Consider the following 12,975-nt stretch of genomic DNA (forward strand, 5'->3'; position numbering starts at 1 on the left):
CTTTCCTGCCATCGCTGCCCGCATGCAACGACGCGACTTCCTCCGCAACGCCTCCCTGGCCCTGGCCGCCATCGGTTTCCCCGCGCTGCCGGCCTGCGCCGCGCAGGGCAGCCAGGTGGGCCTGCGCCGGCTCGGCCAGCCGCAGCCGTTCGACTTCGCCGTGCTCAAAGGCCAGGCGCGCGCGCTGTCCGAGGCCGCCTACAAGACCCACCGGCGCACCCTGCCGGGGCCGCTGGAGGCGCTGGACTGGGACCAGTACCAGTCGATCAGCTACCGCCAGGACCACGCGCTGTGGGCCGACCAGCCCGGCCGCTTCCAGGCCAAGTTCTTCCACCTCGGCCTGTACTTCCACTCGCCGGTGCGCATGTTCGACGTGGTCGATGGCATGGCACAGGAACTGGCCTACGACCCGGCGGCCTTCAACTACGGCAAGAGCGGCCTGAAGGACGGGCAGCTGCCGGCCGACCTGGGCTTTGCCGGCTTCCGCCTCAATACCCGCCAGGACACCGACCGCGACTTCGCCGCGTTCCTGGGCGCCAGCTATTTCCGCGCGGTGGGCAAGGAAGGCCAGTACGGCCAGTCCGCGCGCGGACTGGCGATCGATACCGGCATGGACCGCCCGGAAGAATTCCCGGATTTCATCGCCTACTTCCTGGAGCAGCCCGCCAAGGACTCCAATACGCTGGTGGTGTACGCGCTGCTGGATTCGCCCAGCGTCGCCGGCGCCTACCGCTTCGCCATCACCAACGGTGACGTTCTGCTGATGGACGTGGACGTGGCGCTGTACCCGCGCAAGGCCATCGAACGGCTCGGCATCGCGCCGTGCACCAGCATGTACCAGGTGGGCGAGAACGACCGCCGCATGGCCTGGGACTGGCGCCCGGAGATCCACGACACCGACGGCCTTTCGATGTGGACCGGTTCGGGCGAATGGATCTGGCGCCCGCTGTCCAACCCGCGCCAGCTGCGCTTCAACATGTTCGTTGACAGCAACCCGCGTGGGTTCGGCCTGCTGCAGCGCGACCGCAATTTCGACCATTACCAGGACGACGGCGTGTTCTACGAGAAGCGCCCGTGCCTGTGGGTGGAGCCGAAGGGCCAGTGGGGCAAGGGCTCGGTGCAGCTGGTGGAGATCCCCACCGTGGACGAGACCTTCGACAACATCGTGGCGTTCTGGAATCCGGAAGCGAAACCGCAGCCGGGCCAGGAAATGCTGCTGGGCTATCGCCTGTACTGGGGCGCCGAACCGCCGGCACGCCCACCGCTGGCCCAGGCCGTGGCCACCCGCACCGGCCTGGGCGGGGTGATCGGCAAGAAGCGCGAGTATTTCTCGTGGCGCTTCGCGGTGGATTTCGCCGGCGGCGAGCTGGCCGCGCTGATCGACAAGGGCGAGGTGGAGGCCGTGGTCCAGGCCAGCCGCGGCCGCACCGAGACCGTTTCGGCCCGCCCCCTGCGCGAGATCAAGGGTTACCGCGCCATGTTCGACCTGGTGCCGCCCGACAACAGCACCGACCAGATCGACATCCGCCTGTATCTGCGCAGCGGTGGCAAGACCCTGACCGAAACCTGGCTTTACCAGTACAGCCCGCCGCCGGCGGGGGCGCCGGAGCGGACGTTGTATTGAAAAGGTGTACCGACCAACGGTCGGTACCTACCGGCGCGTCTACAAGGGTAGACGCGCCTGGGCAGGGTCGATCCTGCCTTCGCCGCGGGTGATCTTCTTGAACTCGGCGCGGCTGACCGACACGTAGCGTTCGTTGCCGCCGATCTCCACCTGCGGGCCGTCCTGTACCGCGTGGCCGTGTTCGTCCACGCGCACGGTCATGGTGGCCTTCTTGCCGCTGTGGCAGATGGTCTTGATCTCCTGCATCTCGTCGGCCCAGGCCAGCAGGTACTGGCTGCCTTCGAACAGCTCGCCGCGGAAGTCGGTACGCAGCCCATAGCAGAGCACCGGAATGCGCAGCTGGTCGACCACCTCGCTGAGCTGCCAGACCTGGCTGCGGCTGAGGAACTGCGCCTCGTCCACGAGCACGCAGCCGAGCGGCCCGTGCGCGGCCAGGTCGTCGCGGATCAGCCGCTCCAGGTCGGTGTCGCGGTCGAAGGCCACGCCGTCGGCCTTCAGCCCGATCCGCGACGCCACCACGCCACGCCCGGCGCGGTCGTCCAGGCGCGGGGTCAGGATCGCCACGCGCATGCCGCGCTCGCGGTAGTTGTGCGCCGACTGCAGCAGCGTGGTGGTCTTGCCGGCGTTCATCGCCGAATAGTAGAAATAGAGCTTGGCCATGCGCCAATTCTAGACGCCTGCCCGCCCTAGGGGCCGATTGCCTCGATGACCTCCTGCTGCCACTGCCAGTACGCGGCCGGTTCCCAGAACCGGTCCTGCCAGTAGATTGCCGGGTCCATCTGGCGCATGCCGATGTTGCCCTTGGCCTGGGTGCGCAGCAGTCCCGCATCGCCGGTGCGGCTGCCGGTCACGTTCTGGCGCACCGCGCGCATCTCGCGTTCCTGCCGCGGGCGCGCCGCTGGATCACCGTATTCGGCGTACAGGACGCGGCCTTCGCGCACGGCGCGCTCGCGCTCTTCCGGCGTCAGCGCATTCCAGTAGGCCTCGCGCCGGGCCAGCAGGAACTCGCCGCCACGCTCGGCGGCCAGGTCCATCCATACGTAGCCCAGCGCGTGGTCGGGACCCTCGTCCTGCCCCGCCCAGACCAGCTCGGCCAGCGCCGCCTGCGACGGCTTGTCGGCGTAGCGGGCAGCCTGCTGGTAATAGCCACGGGCTTCGCCCAGGCGACCGCGTTTCTGCGCTTCCTGGCCGAGCAGGCGGAAGCGCAGGTCGGGGTGGGCGGTGAGGAAGCCCGGGGAACTGATCACTTCCTGGGCGCGGGGATCGACATCGTGCGCTGGTGCGGCGCCGGCCGCGGTGGTGACCAGCGCCGCGGCGGCGATGGCAACGGCAAGGAGATTCCGGATTCGGGTCATGCGACTGCTTCCCATGCGTCGAGTCACCGCTGAATAGCGCAGCCAGCGGGGTGGGTCAAGTCCTGTCCCGGGAAGGGGAGTCCGCGACGACCCGGTGCTGGCCGCCGCCCGTTACAATGCCGCATCCACGGAGCAGGCATGCACGGTCTCAATCCCCCCCAACGCGCGGCAGTGCTGCACTGCGAAGGTCCCCTGCTGGTACTGGCTGGTGCGGGCAGTGGCAAGACCCGCGTGATCGTGGAAAAGATTGCCCAGCTGATCAGCACCCGGCGATACCCGGCCAAGCGCATCGCGGCGATCACCTTCACCAACAAATCCGCCAAGGAAATGCGCGAGCGCGTGGCCAAGCGCCTGCACGGCGGCGACGCCGAAGACGTCACCATCTGCACGTTCCATGCGCTGGGCCTGAAGTTCCTGCAGATCGAACATGCGGCGGTGGGGCTCAAGCGCGGCTTCTCGATCTTCGACGCCGACGATGCCACCGCGCAGGTGAAAGACCTGATGTACGGGGCCAAGCCGGACGACATCGAGGACGTGAAGAACCTGATCTCGCGGGCCAAGAACGCCGGTCTTTCGCCCGAGCAGGCCATGGCGGCGGCACGCAGCAACCGCGAGAAGGAAGCGGCCAGCGTGTACGAGCGCTACCAGCTGCGCCTGACCGCCTTCAACGCGGTGGATTTCGACGACCTGATCCGGCTGCCGGTGCAGGTGCTGGAAGAAAACCCGGAGATCGCGCTGGCCTGGCGCGAGCGGATCGGCTACCTGCTGGTCGACGAATGCCAGGACACCAACGATGCGCAGTACCGGCTGCTCAAGCAGCTGGCCGGCAGCGCCGGCAACTTCACCTGTGTGGGCGACGACGACCAGTCGATCTATGCCTGGCGCGGTGCCAACCCGGAAAACCTGCAGCAGATGGCGCGCGATTACCCGGCGCTGGAAATCATCAAGCTGGAACAGAACTACCGCTGCTCCAACCGCGTGCTGCGCGCGGCCAACGCCCTGATCGCCAACAATCCGCACGAACATCTCAAGAAGCTGTGGAGCGACCAGGCCGACGGCGAGCGCATCCGGGTGTGGGAGTGCCGCAACAGCGAACACGAGGCGGAGAAGGTCGCGGCCGAGATCTCCTACCTGGCCACCTCCAAACAGGTTCCGTGGAGCGATTTCTGCATCCTGTTCCGCGGCAACTTCCAGTCGCGGCCGCTGGAAAAGGCGCTTCAGCTGGTGCGCGCGCCGTACCACATCACCGGCGGCACCGCGTTCCTGGAGCGGCAGGAGGTCAAGGACACGCTGTCGTGGCTGCGCCTGCTGGTGAATCCCGACGACGACACCGCGTTCATGCGCGCGGTGCAGTCGCCCAAGCGAGAAGTGGGCGCCGGTACGCTGGCCAAGCTGGCCGAGCTGGCGTCGGACAAGGAGCTGCCGATGGCGCATGCCGCCGAAGCGATCGGCGCGCTGTCGCAGCTGCCGCCGCGCGCGGCCAACAGCCTCAGCCGCTTCACCGACATCCTGCGCGACCTGCGCGCGGAGATGCCCAAGCTGAGCTCGGGCGACCTGGTGCGCAAGCTGGTCAAGGACTCCGGCCTGGTGTCCGAACTGCGCAGCACCTGCAAGGAAGAATCGGTCTACCAGCGCCGCCTGGCCAACCTGGAAGAACTGGCGCAGTGGTTCGAAGGCGGCCCGCGCGGCGCGTCCACCGCCGACCTCGCCGCGCAGCTGGCGCTGTTGTCGCGCAACGACAAGGACGACGGCGGCAACCAGGTGCGGATGATGACCCTGCATGCGTCCAAGGGCCTGGAGTTCCCGTATGTGTTCATCGTCGGCTGCGAAGACGGCGTGCTGCCGCACCAGGTCAGCCTGGACGAAGGCAACCTGCAGGAAGAACGGCGCCTGCTGTACGTGGGCATCACCCGGGCCAAGGTGCAGTTGTGGATGAGCCACAGCAAGCTGACCCGCAAGTTCGGTGAACACGTGCGGCTCAAGCCGAGCCGTTTCTTCGACGAGATTCCGGCCGAGGAAATGCAGCGCGACGGTGCCGATCCGGTGGCCGATGCGGCGCGCAAGAAGGAGCGCGCCAGCGCCGGCCTGGCGGCGATTGAAGCATTGTTCGACTAGCCGAGGCTTTCCATGTCCGCCGTGATCCAGACCGAACGCCTGCACCTGCGCCTGATCGATCCCGACCATGACGCGGCGGACATGCTGGCGCTGCTCAACGAGCCTGGCTTCATCCGGCATATCGCCGACCGGGGCGTGCGCACGCTGGCGCAGGCGCGCGATTACACCGCCGAGCGGGTGCTGGGCAGTTACACGCTCAACGGGTTCGGCATGTACGCGATCATCCGCCGCAGCGATGGTGCGTGGATGGGCAACGCCGGGTTGGTGCGCCGCGACGGGCTGCCCGCGCCGGACGTGGGCTATGCGCTGCTGTCGCAGTACGAAGGCCATGGCTACGCGTTCGAGGCCGCACGCGGGGTGATGCATTACGCGCGCGACATGCTCGGCTACCCGGACCTGTATGGCATCGTCGCGCCGGAAAACCTGCGTTCGGCCGCGCTGCTGCGCAAGCTGGGCATGGAAGACCGTGGCGATGTGCGCCTGCCGGCGCCGCGCGATGAAGAAGTGCTGCTCCTGTTTGCCACACCGGGGGCGCCGCAGGTTTGACGGTTGTCCACCAATTGCGTGGGACACGCCATGCGTGTCCCACGCAATCTCACCCGCCCAGTTGCCCGCGCAACTCGGCCAACTGTTCCTGCAGCGCAGCCACCGTGGTTTCCAGCTCCTGCACGCGTGCTTCGAGCCCCGCATTGCCACCACCGGCTGACGGCGTCGACCGGTACTGCTCCGCCAGCGCCTGCACGTCCACCGGTCCGGCCAGCAGGTGCATGTAGCGATCTTCGCGCTGCCCACCCGCACGCGGAACCTGCACCGCCAGTCCACGCTGGATCATCCGCTCCACGTGATGGCGCACTTCGTCCGCATCCTGGAACTGGAACAGGCGTTCGGCGCGGGTGAGCAGTTCGTTCACCGTCTGCGGGCCGCGCAGCAGCAGCAGGCCCAGGATCGCCAGCTGCTGCCGGGTCAGGTCCAGCGCGCTGCCGGCGCGGTGCTCGTAGCGCTCGGCGCGCGAGGAAAACTGTTGCCGGGCCAGCCCCAGCGTCTCCAGCTGGCGCAGCGCATGGTGGACGTCGCCGGCCGACAGCTGCAGCACCGGTTCGCGCGCGGTCTTCTGGTTTGCCGCCACCTGGGTGGCGTTCACGGTGAGCGGGTAGGCGTCCGGGGTGGTGGCCTCCTTCTCGATCAGGCAGCCCAGGGCGCGGGCCTGGGCCGCGGTCAGCACGGGCAGGGCGGGGGTCTGGGTGTCGTCGGTCATGGCGGGCTCCGGGGTGTTTCAGGGGCCAGCAGCATAGCCGAGCCCCGCCACCGGCATGAACGCAGCAGGCCAAGCCGGTAAACTGGCGCCACTCAGTTCTGGTGATTCCCATGCGTCGTACCGCCGTTTCCCTGTCCGTGCTTGCCTGTGCCGTGATGGCGCTGGGTGCATGCAAGCGCACCGAAACCCCCGCTGAAGCCGCCGCGCCGGCCCCGGCAGCCGCTGCCACCGCCCCCGCCGCCCAGGCCGATACCGCCGTGGCCGGCAACGACAACCTCAACGCGGTGCTGTGGATGCAGCGTTCGCAGGAATACCGGGCGATCACCGAGCAGACCTACCGCGCCGCCGCCGATCACCTGGACAAGGCGCTGAAGGAAGCCCACTGGGACGCGCTGGTGCCGGAAGAGCGCGGCAACCCGGCCAAGGGCCTGAAGCCGGCGGTGGTGCTGGACGTGGACGAAACCGTGCTGGACAACTCGCCGTACCAGGCGCGCCTGGTCCGCGACGGTGGCGAGTACGACGAAATGAGCTGGGACCAGTGGGTGGCCGAAAAGAAGGCCAAGGCCATCCCCGGCGTGGTCGATTTCGCCAAAGCGGCCAATGCCAAAGGCGTGACCCTGCTGTACATCTCCAACCGCGCCGTGCACCTCAAGGACGCCACCCTGGCCAACCTGCGTGCCGAAGGCCTGCCGGTGGCCGATGACAGCGTGTTCCTGGGGCTGGGCACGGTGGTCAAGGACTGCGAGCAGGCCGGCAGCGAAAAGAACTGCCGCCGCCGCCTGGCGGGCCAGCAGTACCGTGTGCTGATGCAGTTCGGCGACCAGCTCGGCGACTTCGTCGAAGTCACCGCCAACACCAACGACGCGCGCGACGCCCTGCAGCAGCAGTACCACGACTGGTTCGGCGAGCGCTGGTGGATGCTGCCCAACCCGACCTACGGCGGCTTCGAACCGGCGCAGTTCAACAACGACTATTCGCAGTCGCGCCAGGCCCGCCACGAAGCCAAGCGCGCCGCCCTGGACGTCGCCCCGTGAGCCGCGCCCCGCTGCCGCTGCGCGACGACGAGCGCCTGATCTTCGCCCTCGATGTGCCCGACCGCGACCAGGCGCTGGCCTGGGTCGACCGGTTGGGCGATGCGGTGTCGTTCTACAAGATCGGCATGGAACTGCTGGCCTCGGGCGAGTACTTCCAGGTGCTCGACGCGCTCGCCGCACGCGACAAGCGCGTGTTCGTCGACCTGAAGTTCTTCGACATCCCGGCCACCGCCGCGGCGGTGATCAAGCGCCTGTCGCAGTGGCCGGTGAGCTACGCCACCATCCACGGCTGGCACCCGGCGATGATGGAGGCCTGCGCCGCCGCCAACGGCAGCGACATGCGCCTGCTGGCGGTGACCGTGCTGACCTCGATGGGCCGTGACGACCTGCGCGGCATGGGCATCGACCGTGAACCGGTGGAGGTGGTGGTCGAGCGCGCGCTGGCCGCCCAGGCCGCGGGCATCGACGGGGTGATCGCCTCGGGCCAGGAAGCCGGCCCGATCCGCGCCGCCACCGGCACCGGCTTCTCCATCGTGTGCCCGGGCATCCGCCCCGGCGGCCCGGTCGGCGACGACCAGAAGCGCACCGTGGGCGTGGCCCAGGCGTTCGCCGACGGCGCCGATGCGATCGTGGTCGGCCGCCCGATCCGGCTCGCCGGCGACCCGCGTTCCGCCGCCCTGGCCATCCAGGACGAGATCCGCAGCGCGCGGCGCTGACCTGCGCGTCCTGCGCGCGCCGGGATGGAACGCCATCCCGGTTCAGTAGTGCGCTGGTTTGCAGAAAAGGATCCATCAATCGCCAGCGCGTGTGCGCTGCCGCGGAAACGGGACAGACCACGCAGTCCTGCCCGCTCCTTTGCCGTCGAATCGAACTGGCACGCGCCCTGGCGTCGTGCCTGTCGTTTCCATTTTCCGCAAAGGAGTTGCTGCATGCGTACCTGTTACCGGCCGGCCTGGATGTTCGGCCTGATGTTCTCCGCTGTTTCCCTTCCCGCACTCGCCGCACCCGTGCCGGAGGCCACCCCGCGCATCATCGGCGGCACCGACGCCGAACCCGGCCAATACCCGTTCATGGCCAGCCTGCAGTCGCTGCAGCGCGGCGACAACGACCGCGAGCGCCATCGCTGCGGGGCCACCCTGATCTCGCCCTCCTGGGTGCTGACCGCCGCGCACTGCGTGGACGGCCTGCTGCCGCCGCAGCTGGCGGTGCTGGTCGGGGAGCACACCCTGAAGACCACGCCGCGCCGCCGCGTGTCCAACATCAAGGCGATCCATGTCCACCCGGCGTTCGACGCCCGTGACCTGCTCAACGACGTGGCGCTGGTCCAGCTCAAACGGCCGGTCAAGGGCGTGGAACCGGCTGAACCGATGCTCGGGCGGGACAGCGCCTACCTGCGCCCGGGGCGCGACTTCACCGTGATCGGCTGGGGCGTGACCGAGTTTCCCGGCGACGCCCGGCCCACCGTGCTGCAGACCGTGCAGACCCCGTTCGTCCCCTTCAATGCCTGTCGCGAGGCCTACCCCGACCTGCAGGCAGGCACGGTGATCTGTGCCGGCGCGGAGGGCATCGACAGCTGCCAGGGCGACTCCGGTGGGCCGTTGCTGGTGCAGCGCAAGGGTCGCTGGACGGTCATGGGCACGGTGAGCTGGGGTGAAGGCTGTGCGCTGCCGGGCCTGCCCGGTGTCTATGCGCGGTTGTCGCAGGGCTATGTGCGCGATTTCCTCCAGGCCACCTGGATGCGTGACTGAACCTCAATGAAAACAAGCGGTTGTAGCCACCCTGCCTGCCGCGGCGGGCAGGGTGGCTTGCCGCTGCGGGGGCGCAGGCCGCAAGATGCGGACCGGTCCGGGGAAGTCCGAATTCATGTCCATGCCATTGATGACAGGGCGCTACCGACCCTGGGTGATGTCACTGTCGCTGTGTGGCCTGCTGGCCCTGGGGGCGTGCAAGCGCGATGCGATCGATCCGGACGCGCCGGCGGCCGAACCGGTCGCGGCGCTGCAGCAGATCGCCCGCCACGTCGCCGACAACGACCTGATCGGCTATGCCCGCGCATCGGTGCCGCCGGCCCAGTACACCCGCCTGCAGGCCGCCTGGGCCAACGGCCACAGCCGCTGGCCGCTGACCGACCTGCCGCTGGACGGACAACTGCTGCCGATGCTGGCCGCGCTGTCCGCGCCGGACGCAGCGCAGCGCCTGCAGCGCTCGTTCGACGCGCAGATTGCCGGGCAGGCCACCGGGGTGCGCCAGGCCGCCCACTCGATGGGGTTGTTCGGCGTGCAGTACCTGCGCAACCAGACCGACTACAGCGACACCGAACGCGCCCACTACAGCCAGGTGGTGGACGCGCTGAGCCGCTGGGCCGCCGCCGCGCCGCTGACCGACAAGCAGCGCGCCCGGACCACGATCACCCTGCTGACCGCCACCGCACGCACCGCCGGGCTGTCCACCGACGCCCAGCTGCAGGCGGCCGGCATGGAAGACAGCCTGCGCCGGCTGGCGCCGTTCGCCAAGGCCTTCAAGACCGCCTTGGCCAGCTACGGGCTGTCGCTCGACGAGGCCATGACGGGACTGCGTGGCGAAGTGGTGTCGCAGCAGGGCGACACCGCCGTGCTGCGGATCCAGTACCCGTTGGCCGGCGAACAGATCGAAGCCCAGGTGCGCATGACCCGCCGCGACGGCCACTGGTATCTGTCGCGCACCCTGGAAGAGACCGACGCGCTGCTGGCTGCGGCCGACGCAGCCTCCGCCGAGGCCGCGAAAGCTGAACAAGACGCGCGGAATGCTGCCGAAGCAGAGGGCGACGCGGACGTCAAGGACGGTGCTTCCGCACCGGCTAAGCCATAATGAAGCCGATGCCGAACCAGAATCCCCTGCCTTTTCCCGGCGAAGAGCCGCCCAGGACGCCGGACGCCCCGTCCGCGTCGCCCGACGCCGTGAGCGCGTCGGTGGACCCTGCCGATCCCGCGGCGATCGTTCCCAGCCCGGTCGCCGCGGTCGCCCGCACCCCGTCCGGCCGCCGCCCCTGGTGGGCGCGCCTGCTCGGCCGGCTGGTCGAACCGTGGCTGGCGCTGAAGATCGAACCCGAACACCCCGGCCAGTACGATGACGGCCGCCCGGTGGTGTACGTGCTGGAAGACTACGGCCTCTCCAACGCGCTGATCCTGGACAAGGCCTGCCGCGAGGCTGGCCTGCCGTCACCGCTGGTGCCCATCGCTGGCGACCCGACCGGGCGCAGGCGCGCCTACCTGGCGCTGTCGCGGCGGAGCAGCAGCAACTCGCTGATCCCTGAACAGCGGGGCGCCAAGACCCACTCCGATTCCCTGGCCAAGGTGCTGCAGGCCCACCGCGCCCGCGGCGAGCTGGACGTGAACCTGGTCCCGGTGTCGATCTTCGTCGGCCGTGCGCCGGACAAGCAGAGCGGCTGGTTCGCAGTGCTGTTCTCGGAAAACTGGGCGCTGGTGGGCCGCTTCCGCCGCCTGCTGGCGGTGCTGCTCAACGGCCGCAGCACCATCGTGCGCTTCGCGCCGCCGATCTCGCTGCGCGCCACCGTGGACGAGGGGCTGGACCCCGAACGCACGGTGCGCAAGCTCCAGCGCGTCCTGCGCACCCACTTCCGCCGCATCCGCGAATCGGTGATCGGGCCGGACCTGTCCACCCGCCGCCTGCTGGTGGACAAGGTGCTGGAAGCGGACACGGTGCGCGAGGCCATCGCGTCGCAGGCCAAGCGGGACAACTCCAAGCCGGCCGATGCCTGGAAGAAGGCCCACGCCTACGCCTGGGAAATCGCCGCCGACTATTCCAGCCCGGTGGTGCGTTCGGCCAGCTTCATGCTCAGCCATGTCTGGAACCGGATCTACGCCGGCGTGCTGGTGCACCACCTGGACAAGTTCAAGGCCGCCGCACCGGGCCATGAAGTGGTCTACGTGCCCAGCCACCGCAGCCACATGGACTACCTGCTGCTGTCCTACCTGCTGTACGACCGTGGCATCGTGCCGCCGCACATCGTGGCCGGCATCAACCTGAACCTGCCGGTGGTGGGCACGCTGCTGCGCAAGGGCGGCGCGTTCTTCATCCGCCGCTCGATCCGCGGCAATGCGCTGTACTCGGCGGTGCTGAGCGAATACGTGGCGCAGCTGGTGGCCGGTGGCTACTCGATCGAGTACTTCGTCGAAGGCGGGCGCTCGCGCACCGGGCGCCTGCTGCAGCCCAAGGGCGGCATGATCTCGATGACGCTGCGTGCGTTCCTGCGCCAGCCGCGCAAGCCGGTGCTGTTCCAGCCGGTGTACATCGGCTACGAAAAGCTGATGGAAGGCGGCAGCTACCTGGACGAACTGTCCGGGCGGCCGAAGGAAAAGGAATCGATCTGGCAGCTGCTGTGGTCCATTCCCAAGGTGCTCAAGCAGAACTACGGGCAGGTGGTGGTGAACTTCGGCGAGCCGATCGCGCTCAACGACGTGCTGGCCCGCCAGGCACCGGAATGGGACGGCGCGCCGGTCGGCGAAGACGAGAAGCCGGCGTGGCTGTCGGGCACGGTGGACCATCTGGCCGAACGCATCCAGGTGCACATCAACGGCGCGGCCGACGTCAATCCGATCAACCTGCTGGCGCTGGCGCTGCTGTCCACGCCCAAGCATGCGATGGGCGAAGCCGACCTCATCGCGCAGATCGAACTGTGCAAGACCCTGCTGGCCGAAATGCCGTACTCGGACCGGGTCACCGTGACCCCGCATTCGCCGGAACGGATCATCGCGCATGCCGAGGAAATCAACGTCCTGACCCGGGTCAAGCACCCGCTGGGCGATGTGCTCAGCGTGAGCGGCGACACCGCGGTGCTGTTGAGCTACTTCCGCAACAACGTCATCCACCTGTTCACCGCATCGTCGTGGGTGGCGTGCTGCTTCCAGAACAACCGCCGCATGAGCCGCACCGGGCTGGTGCAGCTGGGTCGTACGGTGTACCCGTTCCTGCAGGCCGAGCTGTTCCTGCCGTGGACCGAGGACCAGTTCGCCCAGCGCATCGAACAGACCATCGCGGTATTCGTGCGCGAAGGCCTGCTGCAGAACGTGAACGACGACGACGGCGGCATCCTGGCGCGTAACACGGGGCAGACCGACGAAGTGTTCCGCCTGCGTGCCATCGGCCATTCGCTGCAGCAGGCATTCGAGCGCTATTACATCGCCATTTCGGTGCTGGTGAAGAACGGCCCGGGTACGCTGGGCGCGGCCGAGCTGGAAAGCCTGTGCCAGCAGGCCGCGCAGCGCTTGAGCCTGTTGTACGCACCGGCCGCGCCGGAGTTCTTCGACCGCACCCTGTTCCGTGGCTTCATCCAGAAGATGCGCGAGCTGCGCCTGGTGTGGCCGGACGAAAACAGCAAGTTGATGTTCGACGAGCGCCTGGATGGCTGGGCCAAGGATGCGAAGTTCATCCTCGGTCGCGAGCTGCGCCACACCATCGAGCGGGTCAGCCCGGAAGCGGCAAAACCCGAGGAACCTGTTACCCAGGATTGAAGGAGGTGGCGACCGTTACCGGTCGCCACATGCCGCGTGGACACGCATGGCGTGTCCCTACGCTGGGCGTTGGTCGCCGTCC

At 68.5% G+C, this 12,975-nt stretch carries 11 protein-coding genes; 8 read left to right on the plus strand and 3 right to left on the minus strand.

Annotated elements, in window-relative coordinates; genetic code table 11:
• The first annotated feature begins 22 nt into the window (after positions 1-22).
• Positions 23-1,624: a glucan biosynthesis protein gene (locus tag FSZ13_RS13615; protein WP_145480587.1), complete on the plus strand. Its 1,602-nt coding sequence runs from the start codon at positions 23-25 to the stop codon at positions 1,622-1,624.
• A 39-nt stretch (positions 1,625-1,663) separates the two neighbouring features.
• Here FSZ13_RS13615 and FSZ13_RS13620 read toward each other — a convergent pair whose 3' ends face one another.
• Both FSZ13_RS13620 and FSZ13_RS13625 read right to left on the minus strand, forming a co-directional pair.
• On the minus strand, positions 1,664-2,284 hold the full coding sequence (locus FSZ13_RS13620; RefSeq protein WP_145480589.1) for a thymidine kinase: 621 nt from the start codon (positions 2,282-2,284) through the stop codon (positions 1,664-1,666).
• A 26-nt stretch (positions 2,285-2,310) separates the two neighbouring features.
• Entirely contained in the window at positions 2,311-2,979 is a 669-nt protein-coding gene (locus tag FSZ13_RS13625) for a hypothetical protein (protein WP_145480591.1), read from the minus strand.
• Positions 2,980-3,117: 138 nt separating this feature from the next.
• On the opposite strand from FSZ13_RS13625, the gene FSZ13_RS13630 reads away from it, so the two are divergent.
• A complete protein-coding gene (locus tag FSZ13_RS13630) occupies positions 3,118-5,094 on the plus strand; it encodes a UvrD-helicase domain-containing protein (RefSeq protein ID WP_145480593.1) in 1,977 nt (658 codons plus the stop codon).
• A 12-nt stretch (positions 5,095-5,106) separates the two neighbouring features.
• Positions 5,107-5,640: a GNAT family N-acetyltransferase gene (locus FSZ13_RS13635; protein ID WP_145480594.1), complete on the plus strand. Its 534-nt coding sequence runs from the start codon at positions 5,107-5,109 to the stop codon at positions 5,638-5,640.
• A gap of 49 nt (positions 5,641-5,689) precedes the next feature.
• Here the strand turns inward: FSZ13_RS13635 and FSZ13_RS13640 are convergent, their stop codons facing one another.
• Positions 5,690-6,349, minus strand: coding sequence for a YceH family protein (locus FSZ13_RS13640; protein ID WP_145480596.1), 660 nt, complete (start codon positions 6,347-6,349; stop codon positions 5,690-5,692).
• 110 nt (positions 6,350-6,459) lie between these two features.
• Between FSZ13_RS13640 and FSZ13_RS13645 the strand changes: the two genes are divergently transcribed.
• The 5 genes from FSZ13_RS13645 (at position 6,460) to plsB (ending at position 12,893) form a co-directional block, all read left to right on the plus strand.
• The gene (locus FSZ13_RS13645) at positions 6,460-7,383 is read left to right on the plus strand and encodes a 5'-nucleotidase, lipoprotein e(P4) family (RefSeq protein WP_145480598.1); all 924 of its coding nucleotides are present in this window, start codon (positions 6,460-6,462) and stop codon (positions 7,381-7,383) included.
• Positions 7,380-8,099: an orotidine-5'-phosphate decarboxylase gene (pyrF, locus tag FSZ13_RS13650; RefSeq protein WP_145480600.1), complete on the plus strand. Its 720-nt coding sequence runs from the start codon at positions 7,380-7,382 to the stop codon at positions 8,097-8,099. Before FSZ13_RS13645 ends, pyrF begins: the two co-directional genes overlap by 4 nt.
• Positions 8,100-8,312: 213 nt before the next feature.
• The gene (locus tag FSZ13_RS13655) at positions 8,313-9,131 is read left to right on the plus strand and encodes a S1 family peptidase (protein WP_145480602.1); all 819 of its coding nucleotides are present in this window, start codon (positions 8,313-8,315) and stop codon (positions 9,129-9,131) included.
• 115 nt (positions 9,132-9,246) lie between these two features.
• Entirely contained in the window at positions 9,247-10,230 is a 984-nt protein-coding gene (locus FSZ13_RS13660) for a hypothetical protein (protein WP_186308947.1), read from the plus strand.
• The gene (gene plsB / locus FSZ13_RS13665; protein ID WP_145480607.1) at positions 10,230-12,893 is read left to right on the plus strand and encodes a glycerol-3-phosphate 1-O-acyltransferase PlsB; all 2,664 of its coding nucleotides are present in this window, start codon (positions 10,230-10,232) and stop codon (positions 12,891-12,893) included. Before FSZ13_RS13660 ends, plsB begins: the two co-directional genes overlap by 1 nt.
• Positions 12,894-12,975: the final 82 nt, after the last annotated feature.

Source organism: Stenotrophomonas rhizophila, from assembly GCF_007667275.1.
Lineage (GTDB): Bacteria > Pseudomonadota > Gammaproteobacteria > Xanthomonadales > Xanthomonadaceae > Stenotrophomonas > Stenotrophomonas maltophilia_AE.